Below are 17299 nucleotides of genomic sequence, written 5' to 3'. Positions count from 1 at the left end.
GCCCATCGGGGGCAACAGCAACGCGCGATGACCCAATTCGTGGGCACGCATTTTGGAAAGCTGGACCGCAAGGGCCGCATTTCCGTGCCCGCGCTGTTCCGCGCAGAGCTCGAGGCCGCCGCCACCAATCAACTCGTCTTTCGCCTGGCCCATACACATCCCTGCATCGAGGCACGTTCGCGTCCGGTTTTCCAGCAGATCGTCGACAGCATCCAGGCCCTGCCGCATTTCTCCGAGGAGCGCGAGTTGCTGGAAACCACCCTCATCTCAGGCAGCGAAATGCTGAAGCTGGACGGCGAAGGTCGTCTGGTGCTGCCGGCCGAGATGATCGAGGACTGCGCGCTGGGCGAACTGGTCGGCTTCCTTGGCAAGGGCGATCGTTTCGAGATCTGGAATGAGGATGCCGCCCGCGCCCATCTGGCGGATGCGAAGAAGCGGGCGCGCGAAATGCGTCTGACAGTGGCCGCATCTGCACTCAACACGACTCCACGGAGCATGTCATGACGGCGCATATCCCCGTCATGCTGGAGGAAGTTCTGGCGGTACTGCAGCCGCGCGCAGGCGCCAACTACCTCGATGCCACCTTCGGCGGCGGCGGTTACGCGGCGGCGATTCTCGCCGCGGCCGACTGCACGCTGTGGGCGCTGGACCGCGATCCGGATGCGATCGCGCGCGGCGCGGCCCTGGCCGCGAAGTATCCGGGGCGGTTGCATCTGGTGCATGCCTGCTTCGGCGACATGCTGGATGCGCTGGCCGAACGCGGCGTCAGCTCGCTCGATGGCGTGGTCATGGATCTCGGCGTTTCCTCCTTCCAGCTGGATGAGGCGGAGCGCGGCTTTTCCTTCCGCCAGGATGGGCCGCTCGACATGCGGATGGGCCGCGATGGCCCCAGCGCCGCCGATCTGGTGAACAGCCTGCCGGAGCGCGAGCTCGCCACCATCATCTCCGACTTCGGGGAGGAGCGGCATGCGCGCCGCGTCGCCCGCGCCATCCTGCGCGAACGCGCCAGCGCGCCGATCACCACCACGGCGCGGCTGGCGGAGATCGTGCGCGGCGCGGTGCCGCGCGACCCCTCCGGCATCGATGGCGCCACGCGGTCCTTCCAGGCCCTGCGCATCGCGGTGAATGACGAGCTGGGCGAGATCGAGCGCGGCCTGGCGGCGGCACAGTCGCTGCTGGCCCCCGGTGGGCGGCTGGTGGTCGTGTCGTTCCACTCGCTGGAAGACCGCATCGTCAAGCGCGCCATGGTGGGCGCGGCCGGCCGCGCCGGCACCGCTTCCCGCCACGACCCCGCCGCGCTGCTGCCGCCGCCGAAGCCGGATTTCAGCCTGCTGACCTTCCGTGCGCTGCGACCCGGGGATGCGGAAACGCATGCCAATCCCCGCGCCCGCTCCGCCCGCCTGCGCGCCGTCGAACGCCACCTGCCGCCGAACCAGGGACTGCAGCCATGATCCGGCCCTTCACCATCCTCTGCTTCGCCGCCTTCGCCGGGGCCGGCGCCTGGCTCTATCATGTGAAGCACGAGGTCGCGACGCTGGACCGCCAGCTTCGCGAAACCTGGCGGCAAACCGAACAGGCGCGCGACCGCACCTCCATCCTACGCGCCGAATGGGCGCTGCTGAACGAGCCGGACCGGCTGCGCCAGGTGGCGCAGCGGCATCTGACGCTGGAGCCGATGCAGCCGCAGCAATTCACCCGGCTGCCGGACATGGTGCGCCGCCTGCCGCAGGCGGTGGCCTTCGCCGGCGCGCCGAACCTGTTCGTGCCGGAGCGGTCGCGTGGCGAGGCGCAGGTGATGCTGGCCGCCGCGCAGCTGCCTGCCCCCGCGACGGCTGGCGCCGAGACGGCCGCGACGGGCGATGACCTGCCGCCGCCGCCGCCCGCGGCACCGCCGATGCTGCTGGCCGCCGCCCGCACCACGCCCGCCCCCAGCCCGGCCACCGAGATGCTGAGCCGTGACGAGGCGCCGGCGCCGCAGGCCCTGGCCGCCACGCTGGCGGCGCAGCAGGCCATGCCGCGGCGTGCCCCGCCGCCGGTGCCGGCGCGCGCCGCGCCGCTGCGCGATGCGAGCCGCCCTGCCCCCGCCGCGCAGCCGGCGATCCACGTCGCGCCGGCCCGTCCCGCCGCGCCGGTGATCCGCACGACCCAGGTGACGTCGCCGCCCCAGGTGGCGCAGCCTTCCCCGACCTTCGCCTCCGCCCTCGGCTCCTCCACCTCGCTGGGCCGGCCGATGCTGGCGCCGCCGGTGCCCTTCTCCTCGGCCAATGCCGCCACGCTGAACAGCGTGACCCGCTGAGCATGAGCACCTTGCCCCCCGCCCCGGACGCACCGCCCGCCGGCCGCACCATCGGCCATGGCGCCGCCCCGCGCAGCGACGTGGTGCGGGTCGGCCAGCCGGAGCTGGTGCGGCGCGCGGTGATGGACCGCACGCGCTCGCGCCTGCTGATCGCCGCCAGCGGTTTCGCGGTACTGTTCGGTGCCGTCGCCGCGCGGCTGGCCGATGCCACGCTGATCTCGCCGGCAGAGCCCCGGCGGCTGGCCGCGATGGTGCGGCAGAACACGCCGCCCGCCGAGCACCTGCCTGGCCGCGCCGCCATCACCGACCGCAATGGCGAATTGCTGGCGGTGACGCTGCCGATCACCGCGCTCTATGCCAATCCCAGCGAGATCCACGACGCGCCCTTCGTCGCCCGCCGCCTGGCACAGGTGCTGCCGCAGCTGGATATCGAGCGTGTCACGGCCCGGCTGAGCGGCGAGCGGCAATTCGCCTATCTGGCGCGGGCGCTGACGCCGCGTGAGCAGCAGGCGGTGAACTCGCTCGGCATTCCCGGCCTGTATTTCGAGGAGTCGGAACGCCGGATCTATCCGCAGGGTCGTTCCGCCGCGCATATCCTGGGCGGCGTCGATGTCGACGGCAACGGCACGGCCGGCGTCGAGCGCTATTTCGACGAGCGGCTGCGGGCGCGCCGCGGCGACGATCTGCGCCTGTCCGTCGATGTGCGCGTGCAGCTCGCGCTGCGCGATGCCTTGCAGCAGGCCATCACGGAATACAGCGGCGTCGGCGGCGCCAGCATCCTGATGGATGTGCAGAGCGGCGAGATCATCGGCATGGTCTCCCTGCCCGACTTCGACCTGGCCGAGCCGGCGCGGGTGGACGCCGTGGCGCCGGGCGCCGATCAGCAGGGCACCAATCCGCGCTTCAACCGCGCCACCGTCGGCGTCTATGAGCCGGGCTCCACCTTCAAGCTGCTGACCACCGCCATGGCGCTTGAGCTGGGCACGGTGAATGTCTGGGGCGGCTACGATGCCTCCCGCCCGATCCGCTACGGGCGCTTCACCATCAACGACTATCGCGGCAAGAACCGCTGGCTGTCGGTGCCGGAAATCCTGGCCTATTCCTCCAACCTCGCCTCCGCCCATATGGCCGCGGCGGTGGGGCCGCAGCGGCACCGCGAATTCATGGTGCGCATGGGCATGGGGTCGCGCATCGGGCTGGAGGTGCCGGAGACGGCGGTGCCGCTGATTCCGCGCGCCAATGCCTGGCGCGACATCAACACGCTGACCATCGGCTTCGGCCACGGCATCTCCGTGACGCCGCTGCATGTCATCACCGGCGTCAGCGCCGTCGCCAATGGCGGCATCCTGCGCCAGCCGACCCTGCTGGCACGGCCGCCGGGCACGGTGGCGGAGGGTACGCGCGTGATCAGCGAGCGTACCTCCGAGACCATGCGGCGGCTGATGCGTCTGGTGGTGACTGAGGGCTCCGGCCGCAGCGGCGACGTGCCGGGCTACTTCCTGGGCGGCAAGACCGGCACGGCGCAGAAGATCGGCGAGAATGGCCGCTACATCCAGAACAAGCGCATCGCCGCCTTCGTCGGCGCCTTCCCCATGCAGGCGCCGCGCTACGCCCTGTATGTGATGGTGGACGAGCCACAGCCGAATGCCCGCAGCCATGGTTTCGCGACTGCCGGCTGGGTGGCCGCGCCCGCCGCCGGGCAGATTGTGCGCCGGGTCGCGCCGATCCTCGGCATGGCGCCGGAGACTGAACGCATGGCGGAAATCCAGGCCGGGCTGCACATGCCCTTGCAGCCAGGCCGCCCGCAGCGCGCCCCCGCCACCGCGACCCCCACCCGCGCCGCGCCCAGCGGCACCCCGGCCGCCTCGCCCAGCCAGGCGGCCTCCGCCCCGGCCCGTCCCGCCCCGAATCCCGCCTTGTTGCGGGAGGTGAGCATTGCGCCCCGATGAGCCCGGGACGATGCGGCGCCTTGCGGATCTTCTGCGCGCGCTTTCAGGGCTGACCGTTCCGGATGACCAACTTCCGGCGGTGGGCGGGCTGACGGCCGACAGCCGCCGCGTTGCCCCCGGTGACCTGTTTGCCGCCCTTCCCGGCGCCCAGGCTGATGGTCGCCGCTTCATCGCCGAGGCCGTGTCGCGCGGCGCCGCCGCCGTGCTGGCGCCGGTGGGCACCGGCTGGCCGGCGGAGGCCGGCAGGGTGCCGATGATCCAGGCCGCCGATCCGCGCCGCGCTTTGGCGCTGATCGCCGCCGCCTTCCACGGCGCGCAGCCGGATTGCGTGGTCGCGGTGACCGGCACCAACGGCAAGACCAGCAGCGTCGATTTCCTGCGCCAGCTCTGGACCCTGGATGGGCAGCGCGCCGCCTCGCTGGGCACGCTGGGGCTGCGCGCGGAGGGATTTCCGGAAGGACCCTCCCTGACCACGCCGGACCCTGTGGCGCTGCATGCCACGCTGGCGGCGCTGGCCAGGGCCGGCTTCGGCGCGGCGGCGCTGGAAGCCTCCTCCCACGGGCTGGAACAGCGGCGGCTGGACGGGGTGCGGCTGGCGGCGGCCGGCTTCAGCAATCTGACGCGCGACCACCTGGACTATCACGGTGACATGGCCGCCTATCGCGCCGCCAAGCTCCGCCTGTTCGACACGCTGCTGCCGGACGGCGCGGCGGCGGTGGCGAATGCGGATATGGAGGCCGGGACCCTGGCCGCGCTGCGCGACATCGCCCAGGCGCGCGGGCTGCGCCTGATGACGGTGGGCGAGGCCGGAAAGACGCTGCGGCTGATCGCGCAGACGCCGCTGCCGGAGGGCCAGGAGCTGACCATCGAGGGCTTCGGCTCGCGGCAGACCCTGCGCCTGTCCCTGCCCGGCCGCTTCCAGGCGGATAATGCGCTGATGGCGGCCGCATTGGCGATCGGCACCGGCATGGCGCCGGAGCGCGCCTTGGCGCTGCTGCCGAAGCTCGTCGGCGTGCGCGGGCGGATGGAACTGGCGGCGCGGCTGCCGAATGGCGCGGCGGCCTATGTCGACTACGCCCATACGCCGGATGCGCTGGACCGGCTGCTGCGGGCGCTGCGCGCGCATGTCGCGCCCGGTGCGAAGCTGCATGTGCTGTTCGGCGCCGGCGGCGACCGCGACCCCGGCAAACGCCCGTTGATGGGCGCGGCCTGCGCGGCGCAGGCGGATGTGTGCTGGGTGACGGATGACAATCCGCGCAGCGAGGACCCGGCCGCGATCCGCGCCGCCGTGCTCGCCGCCTGCCCGGGCGGAATCGATGCCGGGGAGCGGGCCGGCGCCATCGCGCGGGCCGTGGCCGCGCTGGGTCCGGGGGATGTGCTGGCGGTGGCTGGCAAGGGGCATGAGAGCGGCCAGACTATCGGCCGGGTGACCCTGCCCTTCGACGATGCCTCCGTGGTGCGCGATGCGGCGGGGCTGGCATGAACATGTTGTGGACCAGCGCGGAACTGCGCGCCGCCACCGGCGGGACGCTGGCCGCTGATGTCGCGGTGACGGGCGTTTCGATCGACAGCCGCTCGGTGGGCACGGGCGACCTGTTCGTGGCGCTGCGCGATGCGCGGGACGGGCATGGCTTTGTCGCCGATGCGCTGGCGCGTGGCGCGGTGGCGGCGCTGGTCGACCACGTGCCGGCCGGCGTGGCGCCGGATGCGCCGCTGCTGATGGTGTCGGAGACGCTGGAAGGGCTGCGCGCGCTGGGCGCCGTCGCGCGGGCACGCAGCGCGGCCAAGGTGGTCGGCGTGACCGGCAGCGTTGGCAAGACCACGACGAAGGAGATGCTGCGGGCCCTGCTCGCTCCCTTCGGGCTGACCCATGCGGCGGTCGCCAGCTACAACAACCATTGGGGCGTGCCGCTGACCCTTTCGCGCATGCCGCGCGACGCGTCCTTCGCCATCATCGAGATGGGCATGAACCATCCGGGTGAGATCGCCCCGCTGGCCGCCCTCGCCCAGCCGCATGTTGCCGTCATCACCAGCATCGAGGCGGCGCATCTCGGCCATATGGGCAGCCTTGAGGCCATCGCGCGGGAAAAGGCGGCAATCCTGTCGGGCCTGCTGCCCGGCGGCACTGCCGTGCTGCCGGCCGAAAGCCCGTTCCTGCCCCTGCTGCGGCAGGCTGCCGGCGCGGCGCGGGTGCTGACCTTCGGGGCGGGCGGTGATGCCCAGGCGCTGTCGGTCGAAGCGGATGCCGAGGGCAGTGACATCGCGGCGGAGATCTCCGGCACCAGGCTGACCTTCCGGCTCGGCACGCCCGGCCTGCATATGGCGCGCAATGCGCTGGCCGCACTGGCCGCCGTGGCGGCGCTCGGCCTGGATATCGCCGCCGCCGCAGCCACCCTGGAAGCCTTCCGGGCCCTGCCGGGGCGCGGTGATCGTCGGGCGATCGCAACCCCGGATGGCGGCCGCGCGACGCTGCTGGACGAGGCCTATAACGGCCAGCCGCCTTCGATGCGCGCGGCGCTCGCCTTGCTGCGGCTGCTGCCGGCGCAGCGCCGGGTGGCGGTGCTGGGGCAGATGGGCGAGCTGGGCGATTTTTCGCGCGACGAGCATGCCGGGCTGGCGCCGCATATCGAGGCCGCCGCCGACCTGGTCTTCGCCTGCGGGCCGATGATGCGCCACGCGATCCAGTCGCTTCCCGCAGGCCGGGTCGGCGCCTGGGCCGAAACCTCCACCGAACTGGCCCCCCTCGTCGCCGCCGCGCTGCGCGATGGCGATGCCGTTCTTGTCAAAGGCAGTCTGGCGACGGGGATGAAGACCGTGGTGCAGGCGCTGACCGAAAGCCTCCCGCGATGATTTATCACTTCGTCACGCTCATCTCCGAAGGGTTCACGCCCTTCAACGTGGTGCGCTACACCACCTTCCGCGCCGGGGCCGCCTGCCTGACGGCGCTGATCATCGCGCTGTTCTTCGGCCCGATGCTGATTCGCTGGCTGCGTGCCAAGCAGAATGGCGGCCAGCCGATCCGCGAGGACGGGCCGGCGAGCCATCTGCTGACAAAGAAGGGCACGCCCACCATGGGCGGCGTGCTGATCCTTCTTGCGCTGACAGGCTCCACGCTGCTGTGGGCCGATCTGCGCAACGGCTTCGTCTGGTGCGTGCTGATGGTGACGCTGGGCTATGGCGCGCTGGGCTTCGCCGATGACTGGCTGAAGGTCACCAAGCGCAACACCAAGGGCGTCTCCGGCAGGCAGAAGCTGATCGCCCAGGCCGTGATCGGGCTGGTCGCGGCGGTGTGGCTGGTGATGCTGATGCCGGAGCCGCTGGCCGACAAGTTGGCCCTGCCGGTGTTCAAGGAAGTGCTGATCCCTCTCGGCATCGTCTTCCCGGTGCTGGCCATGCTGGTGATGATGGGCGCTTCCAACGCCGTGAACCTGACCGATGGGCTGGACGGGCTGGCCATCGTGCCGGTGATGATCGCCGCCGGCGTCTTCGCGCTGATCGCCTACCTCGTCGGCAACCGCATTTTTGCCGACTACCTGCAATTGCATGCCGTGGCGGGTTCCGGTGAGCTGGCGGTGTTCTGCTCGGCGCTGATCGGCGCCAGCCTGGGCTTCCTGTGGTTCAACGCGCCGCCGGCGGCGGTGTTCATGGGCGATACCGGCTCCCTCGCTTTGGGCGGCGCGCTGGGCGCGGTGGCTGTCGCCACCAAGCATGAGATCGTGCTGGCCATCGTCGGCGGGCTGTTCGTGGTGGAGACGCTGTCCGTCATCATCCAGGTCTTCTGGTACAAGCGCACCGGCCAGCGCGTGTTCCTGATGGCGCCACTGCACCACCACTTCGAGAAGAAGGGCTGGGCCGAGCCGACCATCGTGATTCGCTTCTGGATCATCGCCATGATCCTGGCCCTGATCGGCCTTTCGACGCTGAAGCTGCGATGAGCCCCTTCCAGCCCTTCGCCGGAGAGCGGATTGCCGTGGTCGGCCTCGGCCGTGCCGGGCTGCCCGCGGCCGCGCGGCTGGCGGAATGGGGGGCGGAGGTCACCTGCTGGGATGATGGCGCCCCGGCGCGGGCGGCAGCCGAGGCGGCCGGCTTCGCGTTGCGCGATCCTTCCCAGGGCCGGTTCGACTTCGATGCGCTGCTGCTGTCGCCCGGCATCCCGCATCTGCTGCCGAAGCCGCATCCCGCGGCCGCGGCGGCCCGGGCCGCCGGGGCGCCGATCCTTTGCGATGTGGAATATCTGTACCGGGCGGTGCGCGCTTCCGGCAGCCAGGCGGCCTTCCTGGGCATCACCGGGACCAATGGCAAATCCACCACCACCGCCCTGCTGCACCACATCCTGACCGGCGCCGGGCGGCTTTCCGAGGTGGGGGGGAATCTCGGCCCGGCGGCCCTCGGACTCAACATGTTGGGGTCGGAAGGGTTCTACACCCTCGAAATGTCGAGCTACAGCTTGGAGCGAATCGCGTCCGTCGGCTTCAAGGTAGGGGTCATGTTGAACCTGAGCCCCGATCACCTCGACCGCCATGGAAGCATGGTCGGCTATGCTGCTGCGAAGACAAATATCTTCGCGCGGCAGAGCCGTGAGGACTTTGCGGTGCTCGGTCAGGACGATGATTTGTCCACAGGACTCGCCCGCGGGCTGACGGCTCGGATGGTGCCGATTTCAGGTTACCATCCCGTCAAGGACGGGATCTGGGCCGAGGGGCGCAGCCTGCGCGATGCGGCGGGGGAAATCGCCGATCTGCGCGACGCCCCTGCCCTGCCCGGCGCCCATAATGCCCAGAACGCCGCCGCCGCCGCCGCCGTGGCGCTCTCGCTGGGCCTCAGCCGGGCCGATGTCGCCGCCGGGCTGCGCGGCTTCGCCGGCCTGCCGCATCGGCAGGAGTTGGTGGGGGAGGTCGCGGGCGTGCGCTTCATCAATGACAGCAAGGCCACCAATGCGGACAGCGCGGCGCGGGCCCTGGCCTCCTATGACCGCGTCGTCTGGATCGCGGGCGGCACCGGCAAGGATGGCGGCATTGAGAGCCTCGCGCCCTACTTCGGCCGCATCGCCCGCGCCATTCTGATCGGCCGCGACGGCCCGGCCTTCGCCGCGACCCTGGCCGCGCATGGCGTGGCGCATGAGGTGGTGGAGACTTTGGAACAGGCCCTGCCGGCCGCCGCGGCGGCGGCACAGGGCGGCGCGGCGCCGGTGGTGCTGCTGTCCCCCGCCGCGGCGTCCTGGGACCAGTTCACCGGTTTCGACGCGCGGGGCGATCGCTTCCGTGCGCTGGTCCAGGCCATGGCATCCGCGGATATGGGGAGGGCGGCATGATGCAGGTTTCACGCGCCGATACCTCGACGGTCGGCCGCTGGTGGTGGACCGTCGATCGCTGGACGCTGGCAGCGCTGCTGACGCTGATCGGCTTCGGCTATGTGATGATGCTGGCAGCCAGCCCCGCGGTGGCGGAGCGCATCGGCGCGGCGTCGCGCAACATGTTCTTCCTGCGGCAGATCGCCTATCTGGCGCTGGCGGCCAGCGTGATGGTGCTGGTCTCCATGCTGACGGTGAAGCAGGTGCGGCTGCTGGCCTGGCTCGGCCTTGGCGGCGCGCTGCTGATGGTGGCGGCGACGCTGGTGGTCGGCGCGGAGATCAAGGGCGCGCGGCGCTGGATTTCCCTGCCCGGCATCGGGTCCTTGCAGCCGTCCGAATTCCTCAAGCCCTGCTTCGCCGTTGTGGCCGCCTGGTTGATCGCGGAAGGCAAGCTGAACCGGCGCTACGGCGCGACGGCGCTGGCCGTGCTGCTGTTCGGCGTGATCGCGCTGCTGCTGCAGCGCCAGCCGGATATCGGCATGCTGCTGGTGGTCACCGCCGTGTTCTTCGCCCAGTTCTTCGTGGCCGGGCTGAACATGATCGTCGTCGCGGTGGCCGGCGCCTGCGGCTTGGCCGCGGCGGTTGGCGCCTATTTCCTGTTCCCGCATGTGCAGTCCCGCGTGCAGCGCTTCCTCGACCCCAATGCCGACAACTACCAGGCGGAGGTGGCGCTGGAGGCCTTCGGCAATGGCGGGCTGCTGGGCCGTGGCCCTGGCGAGGGCCGTATCAAGAACGTACTGCCGGACGCGCATGCGGACTTCGTCTTCGCCGTGGCCGGTGAGGAATTCGGCCTGGTGGTCTGCCTGGTGATCCTGGCGCTGTTCGCCTTCGTGGTGGTGCGCGGGCTGGTACGGCTGCTGGGCGAGGCCGATCTGTTCGTGGTGCTGGCCTGCGCCGGGCTGCTGACCCAGTTCGGGCTGCAGAGCTTCATCAACATGGCCTCCACCCTGCATCTGATCCCGACCAAGGGGATGACGCTGCCTTTCGTCTCCTATGGCGGGTCCTCCGTGGTCGCCATTGCCCTCGGGATGGGAATGCTGCTGGCGCTGACGCGCCGCCGCCTGTCCCGTGCCGAGGAAGAGCGATGAGAGGCCCCGCGGTGCGCCCCATCGTCATCGCCGCCGGCGGCACCGGCGGGCATCTGTTTCCGGCGGAAGCGCTGGCGGCCGAGCTGGTCGCGCGTGGGGAGCGGATTGCGCTGATGACGGATGCGCGCAGCGCGGCCTATGAAAGCCCCGCCTTCGGCAATGCCGAGCGCTTCGTGCTGAAGGGTTCGGGCCTTGCCGGCCACGGCCTGCGCGGCGCGGCGCGGGGCGCCTTCGCCCTGGCCGCCGGCACGATCGAGGCGCGGCGTATCCTGACACGGCTGGATGCGGCGGCGGTGGTGGGCTTCGGCGGTTATCCCTCCGTCCCCCCGTTGATCGCGGCGCGCACGCTGCCGCGCGCGACGCGGCCGGCGACGGCGCTGCATGAGCAGAATGGCGTGCTGGGCCGCGCCAACCGGCTGCTGGCGCCGGGCGCCGATCTGCTGGCCTTGTCGGCGGAGGAAACCGCCCGGGTGCCTGGCTCCGCGACGGTGGAAGTGGTGGGCAATCCGGTGCGGCCGGCCCTCGCCGCGCTGGCCGGCCAGGGCTTTTCCGCACCGGGCGAGGATGGCGCGATTCGCCTGTTGGTGCTGGGCGGCAGCCTCGGCGCGCGGATCTTCGCCGATGTGGTGCCGGGCGCCGTGGCGCTGCTGCCGGAAGGCCTGCGCCAGCGCCTGGTGGTGACCCAGCAGACGCGGGCGGAGGATCTGCCCCGCGTCGAGGCCGCCTATCGCCAGGCCGGCGTGCCAGCCGACCTGTCCCCCTTCTTCGGCGACATCGCCGTGCGACTGGCCATGGCGCATCTGGTGGTGGCGCGCGCCGGCGCCTCCACCGTCGCGGAGCTCGCCTGCGCCGGGCGGCCTTCCGTGCTGGTGCCGCTGCCGCACGCCATCGACGACCATCAGACCGCCAATGCGCGGCTGCTGGAAAGTGCTGGGGGCGGCTGGATCATGCAGCAGTCCGGCTTCACGCCGGAGGCCCTGGCGCGGCAGATGCAGGCGATGTTCACCACGCCCACCGTGCTGGCCCGCGCGGCGGCGGCAGCGGCCACCCTGGCGCGCCCGGATGCGGCGCGGCGGCTGGCCGACCTTGTTCAGAATTTGACCCATCGCGGTATGGCGATGGCGGAGTCCCGCTGATGCGCGCGTTGCCCCTTTCTATCGGCCCGATCCACTTCGTCGGCATTGGCGGCATCGGCATGTCCGGCATCGCGGAGGTGTTGCACAACCTCGGCTACACGGTGCAGGGCAGCGATATCGCGGAAGGCTACAACGTCACCCGCCTGCGCGAATCCGGCATCCCGGTGATGGTGGGGCATGACGCCGCCAACCTCGGCGCGGCGCAGGTCGTCGTCACCTCGACCGCGGTGAAGAAGGACAACCCGGAAGTCCAGGCTGCGCGCACGCGGCTCATTCCCGTGGTGCGCCGCGCCGAAATGCTGGCGGAGCTGATGCGGCTGAAATGGGCCGTCGCCATCGGCGGCACCCATGGCAAGACCACCACCACCAGCCTGGTCGCCTGCGTGCTGGAAGCGGCGAAGCTCGACCCCACCGTCATCAATGGCGGCATCATCAATGCCTATGGCACCAATGCCCGCCTCGGTTCCGGTGACTGGATGGTGGTGGAGGCGGATGAGAGCGACGGCTCCTTCCTGAAGCTGCCGGCCGTCTGCGCCGTGGTGACCAATATGGACCCGGAACACCTGGACCATTGGGGCACGGCGGAAGCGATGAAGGAGGGCTACGCCCAGTTCGTCGGCAATATCCCCTTCTATGGCTTCGCGGTGCTCTGCGCCGACCATCACGAGGTCCAGGCGATGATCCCGCGCCTGTCGGATCGCCGCATCATCACCTATGGCTTCTCGCCCCAGGCCGATGTGCGCGCGGAGAAGCTCATCACCGATCGCATGGGCGCGACCTTCGAGGTCGCGGTGCGCGACCGCGCCACCGGGCGCAGCCGCACGCTGAAGCCGATGCGCCTGCCGATGCTGGGCAGCCACAATGTGCAGAACGCGCTGGCCGCCATCGCCATCGGGCTGGAGATGGATATCGACGAGGGCACCATCCGCACCGCGCTGATGGGTTTCAAGGGCGTGAAGCGCCGCTTCACCCGCACCGGCGATGCCGGCGGGATCACGGTGATCGACGATTACGGCCACCATCCGGTGGAGATCGCGGCGGTGCTGAAGGCGGCGCGGCAGGCCGGCGCGCGGGACGTGGTGGCCGTGGTGCAGCCGCACCGCTATTCCCGCCTCGCCTCGCTGTTCGAGGATTTCTGCACCTGCATGAACGATGCGGGCACGGTGATCGTGGCCGATGTCTATGCGGCGGGTGAAGCGCCGATGCCGGGCTATGACCGGGATGCGCTGGTCGAGGGTCTGCGCGCGCGCGGGCATCGCAGCGTGGTGCCGCTGCCCGGGCCGGACAGCCTGGCGGAAATGGTCAATGCCATCGCCAAGTCCGGCGACTACGTGATCTGCCTCGGCGCCGGCACCATCACCAACTGGGCGCATGCCCTGCCGGAACAGCTTCAGGCCTTGCAGTCGCGCACGCGGCCGCGCCTGGCCGGCGGGCTGAAGTGACGGCGCCGCGCGACATGGCCCCGCACGCCACCCTGCCGCCGCTGCGCGGGCGCGTGCAGCAAGGTGCGCCCCTGGCGCCCTTCACCTGGTTCCGCGTCGGCGGGCCGGCGGAATGGCTCGTGCGGCCGGCGGATGTCGACGACCTGCTGCTTCTGCTGCGCGACCTGCCGGATGCGGTGCCGCTGACCGTGCTTGGCGCGGCGTCGAACCTCATCATCCGCGATGGTGGGCTGCGCGGCGTGGTGCTGCGGCTCGGCGGGCGCGGCTTTGGCGACGTCACCGTGGAGGCCGATGGCATCGTGGCCGGCGCCGCGGCGCTGGATGCGGTGGTGGCGGAACATGCCGCGGCCGCCGGGCTTTCCGGCCTGGAATTCCTCTGCGGCATCCCGGGCAGCCTCGGCGGCGCTGTGGCGATGAACGCCGGCGCCTATGGGCGGGAGATCGTCGATGTCCTGGACTGGGCGGAGGTCGCGACGCCCAGCGGCCTGCAACGCCTGACCGCTGCCGAGCTGCACTTCGCCTATCGCCACGCGACCCTGCCGCCGCGCGGCGTCGTGGTGCGCGCCCGCCTGCGCGCCACGCCCGGCGATGCCGCCACCATCGCGGCGGAGATGACGCGAATCCGCACGGCACGGGAGGCGACGCAGCCCGTCCGCGCCCGCACCGGCGGCTCCACCTTCAAGAATCCACCGGCCCAGAAGGCCTGGGCGCTGATCGACGCCGCCGGCTGCCGGGGTCTCACGCTCGGCGCTGCGCAGGTGTCGGAGCTGCACACGAATTTCCTGCTCAACACCGGCGGCGCCACGGCGGCGGAGCTGGAAGCGCTGGGGGAGATGGTGCGGGCGCGGGTGCTGGCGCAATCCGGCATCGCGCTGGAATGGGAAATCCGACGGATCGGGGAGAGCGCGGCATGACTCGAGTGGCGGTCCTGTTCGGCGGCGTCTCGGCGGAACGCGAGGTCAGCCTCGCCACCGGACAACAGGTGATGGTGGCGCTGCGCGCGGCGGGGTTTGAGGTCACGCCGATCGAGGTCGGCGGCGATCTCGGCAGCGTCATCGGCGCGCTGCAGGCCGCGAAGCCCGATGCGGTTTTCAACGCGCTGCACGGCCGCTACGGCGAGGATGGCTGCATCCAGGGCGTGCTGGACTGGATGGGCCTGCCCTATACGCATTCCGGCGTCCGCGCCTCCTCCGTCGCCATGGATAAGGCGGCGGCCAAGGCTGTGTTCCTGGCGGCGGGCCTGCCGGTGGCGCAAAGCCGCCTGGTGACGCCGGCGGAGCTGGAGGCGGCGGACCCGCTGCCCCTGCCCTATGTGGTCAAGCCGGTGAACGAAGGCTCCTCCGTCGGCGTCGAGATTTTTCGCGAAGGCAGCAACCGGCGCGCCGAGGTGGCGCGCGGCTGGAAGTTCGACAAGCGGATCATGGCGGAGGCCTTCATCCCGGGCCGCGAGCTGACCGTCGCCGTGATGGGCGACCGCGCGCTGGAAGTGACGGAAATCGACACCGGCCACGCCTTCTACGATTACGAGGCGAAGTATGCCGATGGCGGCAGCCATCACACCCTGCCCGCGCCGGTGCATCCCGAGACCCGCGCGCGCGCCATGGAAATCGCGCTGCGCGCGCATCAGGCGCTGGGCTGCCGCGGCGTGTCCCGCGCCGATCTTCGCTATGACGACACGGCCGGCGAACCGGGGCAGCTCTATCTGCTGGAGGTCAATACCCAGCCGGGCATGACACGGACCTCGCTGGTGCCGGAACAGGCCGCGCATGTCGGCATCGGCTTCCCGGAGCTGTGTGCCTGGATGGTCAGGGAGGCCCGCAATGGCCCGTGAACCCCTCGCCGCCCGCCGCGCCCCGGTGCGCACGGCGCCGCGCAAGGATCCCGACCGGCCGAGCCGGCTGCGGCTGTGGCTGAAGCGCCGCCGCGGCCTGCTGCGGCCTGCCGCACTGTGGCTGATCGGCTGCGGCATGCTGGGTGCCACCGGCTATGCGATCTATGCCGCCGATCCCGCCGGCCGGGTGCGCGCGGTGGTCGATAATGCGGCCGGGCTTGGCCTCGCCGCGGGGCTCCAGGTGACGGAAGTCGTGGTTGAAGGCCGCCACAACACGCCGGCCGATCTGATCCGCGCGGCGATCGGTGCCGAGCTGGGTGACCCGATGCTCGGCTTCTCCCCGACCGAGGCGCGGGAGCGGCTGGAGACCATCGCCTGGGTCGAATCCGCCCATGTCGAACGCCGCCTGCCAGGCACCATCCTGGTGCGGCTGGTGGAACGCGCGCCCTTCGCCATCTGGCAGCATCAGGGCCGCTTCGCGGTGATCGACCGCGACGGGCTGGTGGTGGAGACCGAAACTCTCGACGCCTTCGGGCCGCTGCCGCTGGTGGTGGGTGCCGGCGCGGAAAAGCATGCGGCGGCGCTATATGACCTGCTGGTGGCGCATCGCAACATCCTGGAACGCACCCAGGCGCTGGTCCGCGTCGGCGAGCGCCGCTGGAATCTGCGCCTGCACAGCGGCACCGATGTGATGCTGCCGGAAGGCCATGAGGCGCCGGCGCTGAACCGGCTGGCGGAGTTGCAGGCGCGCAACGCCCTGCTCGACCGACCGCTGGTCGCCGTTGACATGCGCCTGCCGGACCGGCTGGTGGTGCGCCAGCAGCCGGCCGCGGAACAGCCGGCCCCACGGCGCAATGCGGTGCGGAGCACGCGCGGATGAATGCGCTCTCCCGCCTGCCCATCGGCGTCGAGCCGCCCAGCGAACGCCGCCGTCGTGGCGCGCGCAGCGGCGTCTTCGGCGTGCTCGACATCGGCACCACCAAGGTGGTCTGTCTGATCGCGCGCATCGAGGGCGATGGCGAACCCCGCGTGCTGGGCTTCGGCTGGCAGCGCGGGCGCGGCGTGAAGGGCGGTTCCATCATCGACCTGGAGGAGGCGGAGCGCGCCATCCGCGCCGCCGTTGGCCAGGCCGAGGAAATGGCGGACACGCAGTTGTCCGGCGCCATCGTCAACCTGTCCTGCGGCCAGCCGGATTCGCGGCTGCTGCATGTGCAATGGCCGATCGGTGGCCGCGCGGTGACCGAGGCCGATCTGCGCGCCATCCTCAGCGAAGGCCGGCGTCGCGGCACGGAAGATGGGCGGGAGACGGTGCATGGCGCGCCGGTCTCCTTCACCGTCGATGCCACGCCCGGCGTCGAGGACCCGCGCGCCATGGTCTGCGATATGCTGGGCGCCCGGGTGCATCTGGTCGATGCCTCCCAGGCCGCCTTGCGCAATCTGGGCGCCTGCCTGGCGCGCTGCGATCTGGAGGTGCAGGAGCTGGTCTCCTCTCCGCTCGCGGCCGGCCTCGCCACGCTGGTCGAGGATGAGAAGCGCATCGGCGCCACCGTCATCGACATGGGCGGCGGAACTACCTCGCTGGCCGTGTTCAGCGAGGGCCAACTGCTGCACACCGCGCAGATCCCGGTGGGTGGCTGGCAGGTGACGAATGACCTCGCCCGCGTGCTGTCCACGCCGATCAATCACGCGGAGCGTCTGAAGACGCTGCATGGCGGCGCCATGGCCGCGGCGGATGATGACCGGGAGATGCTGCCCGTGCCGCTGGTCGGCGAGGATGAGGACCACATCGCGCGCGTGCCGCGCGCCATGATCGTCAACATCATCCGCCCCCGGCTGGAGGAGACCTTCGAATTCGTGCGCGAGCGGCTGGAAGCGGCCGGCCTGGCCAAGGAGGCCGGCACCCGCGTGGTGCTGACCGGCGGGGCCAGCCAGCTGATCGGCGCGCGCGAACTGGCCGCCCGCATCCTGGACCGTCAGGTGCGGATCGGCCGCCCGCGCAGCGTGCGGGGCCTGCCGGACACCGCCGGAGGCCCGCCCTTCGCCGCCGCCATCGGGCTGCTCGCCTGGGGTGCCGGCGAGGGCCGCCCGCTGATCGACATCGTCCCGGGCGCGGATCGGCAAGGCCGGCTCCGTCGCTTCATCGAATGGCTGCGGGTGCGCGTCTGATGCGCCCTGCAAGCTTCCACCCTTCCCCCTCTTCACGGCCT

The 17299-nt window shown here is 71.3% G+C and carries 15 protein-coding genes; all 15 read left to right on the top strand.

Going from position 1 to position 17299, the window contains the following annotated elements; genetic code table 11:
• The first annotated feature begins 39 nt into the window (after positions 1-39).
• From ACVFYP_RS04360 to ftsA, 15 genes are read left to right on the top strand one after another with little or no spacing between them, the layout of a single operon-like run.
• The gene (locus ACVFYP_RS04360) at positions 40-504 is read left to right on the top strand and encodes a division/cell wall cluster transcriptional repressor MraZ (RefSeq protein ID WP_499198898.1); all 465 of its coding nucleotides are present in this window, start codon (positions 40-42) and stop codon (positions 502-504) included.
• Positions 501-1451, top strand: coding sequence for a 16S rRNA (cytosine(1402)-N(4))-methyltransferase RsmH (gene rsmH / locus ACVFYP_RS04355; protein WP_499198897.1), 951 nt, complete (start codon positions 501-503; stop codon positions 1449-1451). The genes ACVFYP_RS04360 and rsmH overlap by 4 nt, the downstream gene beginning before the upstream one ends.
• Positions 1448-2296, top strand: coding sequence for a cell division protein FtsL (gene ftsL / locus ACVFYP_RS04350; RefSeq protein ID WP_499198896.1), 849 nt, complete (start codon positions 1448-1450; stop codon positions 2294-2296). The genes rsmH and ftsL overlap by 4 nt, the downstream gene beginning before the upstream one ends.
• A 2-nt stretch (positions 2297-2298) precedes the next feature.
• Positions 2299-4245, top strand: coding sequence for a peptidoglycan D,D-transpeptidase FtsI family protein (locus ACVFYP_RS04345; protein ID WP_499198895.1), 1947 nt, complete (start codon positions 2299-2301; stop codon positions 4243-4245).
• A 10-nt stretch (positions 4246-4255) separates the two neighbouring features.
• On the top strand, positions 4256-5728 hold the full coding sequence (locus ACVFYP_RS04340; RefSeq protein WP_499198894.1) for a UDP-N-acetylmuramoyl-L-alanyl-D-glutamate--2,6-diaminopimelate ligase: 1473 nt from the start codon (positions 4256-4258) through the stop codon (positions 5726-5728).
• On the top strand, positions 5725-7095 hold the full coding sequence (locus ACVFYP_RS04335; protein WP_499198893.1) for a UDP-N-acetylmuramoyl-tripeptide--D-alanyl-D-alanine ligase: 1371 nt from the start codon (positions 5725-5727) through the stop codon (positions 7093-7095). The genes ACVFYP_RS04340 and ACVFYP_RS04335 overlap by 4 nt, the downstream gene beginning before the upstream one ends.
• Entirely contained in the window at positions 7092-8180 is a 1089-nt protein-coding gene (gene mraY, locus ACVFYP_RS04330) for a phospho-N-acetylmuramoyl-pentapeptide-transferase (protein ID WP_499198892.1), read from the top strand. Before ACVFYP_RS04335 ends, mraY begins: the two co-directional genes overlap by 4 nt.
• Positions 8177-9556 carry a UDP-N-acetylmuramoyl-L-alanine--D-glutamate ligase gene (gene murD, locus ACVFYP_RS04325; protein WP_499198891.1) on the top strand — a complete coding sequence of 460 codons (1380 nt, stop codon included), beginning with the start codon at positions 8177-8179 and terminating at the stop codon, positions 9554-9556. Before mraY ends, murD begins: the two co-directional genes overlap by 4 nt.
• Positions 9553-10683 (top strand): FtsW/RodA/SpoVE family cell cycle protein, encoded by a 1131-nt coding sequence (locus ACVFYP_RS04320; protein ID WP_499198890.1) that lies wholly within the window; start codon positions 9553-9555, stop codon positions 10681-10683. The genes murD and ACVFYP_RS04320 overlap by 4 nt, the downstream gene beginning before the upstream one ends.
• A complete protein-coding gene (murG, locus tag ACVFYP_RS04315) occupies positions 10680-11819 on the top strand; it encodes an undecaprenyldiphospho-muramoylpentapeptide beta-N-acetylglucosaminyltransferase (RefSeq protein ID WP_499198889.1) in 1140 nt (379 codons plus the stop codon). The genes ACVFYP_RS04320 and murG overlap by 4 nt, the downstream gene beginning before the upstream one ends.
• Positions 11819-13261 carry a UDP-N-acetylmuramate--L-alanine ligase gene (gene murC, locus ACVFYP_RS04310; protein WP_499198888.1) on the top strand — a complete coding sequence of 481 codons (1443 nt, stop codon included), beginning with the start codon at positions 11819-11821 and terminating at the stop codon, positions 13259-13261. Before murG ends, murC begins: the two co-directional genes overlap by 1 nt.
• A 14-nt stretch (positions 13262-13275) precedes the next feature.
• Entirely contained in the window at positions 13276-14175 is a 900-nt protein-coding gene (gene murB, locus ACVFYP_RS04305) for a UDP-N-acetylmuramate dehydrogenase (RefSeq protein ID WP_499198887.1), read from the top strand.
• The gene (locus tag ACVFYP_RS04300) at positions 14172-15092 is read left to right on the top strand and encodes a D-alanine--D-alanine ligase (RefSeq protein WP_499198886.1); all 921 of its coding nucleotides are present in this window, start codon (positions 14172-14174) and stop codon (positions 15090-15092) included. Before murB ends, ACVFYP_RS04300 begins: the two co-directional genes overlap by 4 nt.
• Entirely contained in the window at positions 15082-15972 is an 891-nt protein-coding gene (locus tag ACVFYP_RS04295) for a cell division protein FtsQ/DivIB (protein WP_499198885.1), read from the top strand. The genes ACVFYP_RS04300 and ACVFYP_RS04295 overlap by 11 nt, the downstream gene beginning before the upstream one ends.
• Positions 15969-17258, top strand: coding sequence for a cell division protein FtsA (ftsA, locus tag ACVFYP_RS04290; RefSeq protein WP_499198884.1), 1290 nt, complete (start codon positions 15969-15971; stop codon positions 17256-17258). Before ACVFYP_RS04295 ends, ftsA begins: the two co-directional genes overlap by 4 nt.
• The last annotated feature ends 41 nt before the right edge of the window (positions 17259-17299 follow it).

It is taken from the genome of Roseomonas sp. F4, assembly GCF_053891155.1.
Note: the sequence above shows the minus strand (reverse complement) of the source record. Positions and strands in the feature narration are given on the sequence as shown.

What these genes read in the sequence shown, in the direction of transcription:
- ftsL (WP_499198896.1), top strand. Translation starts at nt 1,448, where the DNA reads ATGATCCGGCCCTTCACCATCCTCTGCTTCGCCGCCTTCGCCGGGGCC.
- rsmH (WP_499198897.1), top strand. Translation starts at nt 501, where the DNA reads ATGACGGCGCATATCCCCGTCATGCTGGAGGAAGTTCTGGCGGTACTG.
- ACVFYP_RS04335 (WP_499198893.1), top strand. Translation starts at nt 5,725, where the DNA reads ATGAACATGTTGTGGACCAGCGCGGAACTGCGCGCCGCCACCGGCGGG.
- ACVFYP_RS04300 (WP_499198886.1), top strand. Translation starts at nt 14,172, where the DNA reads ATGACTCGAGTGGCGGTCCTGTTCGGCGGCGTCTCGGCGGAACGCGAG.
- ACVFYP_RS04320 (WP_499198890.1), top strand. Translation starts at nt 9,553, where the DNA reads ATGATGCAGGTTTCACGCGCCGATACCTCGACGGTCGGCCGCTGGTGG.
- mraY (WP_499198892.1), top strand. Translation starts at nt 7,092, where the DNA reads ATGATTTATCACTTCGTCACGCTCATCTCCGAAGGGTTCACGCCCTTC.
- ACVFYP_RS04295 (WP_499198885.1), top strand. Translation starts at nt 15,082, where the DNA reads ATGGCCCGTGAACCCCTCGCCGCCCGCCGCGCCCCGGTGCGCACGGCG.
- ACVFYP_RS04340 (WP_499198894.1), top strand. Translation starts at nt 4,256, where the DNA reads ATGCGGCGCCTTGCGGATCTTCTGCGCGCGCTTTCAGGGCTGACCGTT.
- murC (WP_499198888.1), top strand. Translation starts at nt 11,819, where the DNA reads ATGCGCGCGTTGCCCCTTTCTATCGGCCCGATCCACTTCGTCGGCATT.
- murG (WP_499198889.1), top strand. Translation starts at nt 10,680, where the DNA reads ATGAGAGGCCCCGCGGTGCGCCCCATCGTCATCGCCGCCGGCGGCACC.
- murD (WP_499198891.1), top strand. Translation starts at nt 8,177, where the DNA reads ATGAGCCCCTTCCAGCCCTTCGCCGGAGAGCGGATTGCCGTGGTCGGC.
- murB (WP_499198887.1), top strand. Translation starts at nt 13,276, where the DNA reads ATGGCCCCGCACGCCACCCTGCCGCCGCTGCGCGGGCGCGTGCAGCAA.
- ACVFYP_RS04345 (WP_499198895.1), top strand. Translation starts at nt 2,299, where the DNA reads ATGAGCACCTTGCCCCCCGCCCCGGACGCACCGCCCGCCGGCCGCACC.
- ftsA (WP_499198884.1), top strand. Translation starts at nt 15,969, where the DNA reads ATGAATGCGCTCTCCCGCCTGCCCATCGGCGTCGAGCCGCCCAGCGAA.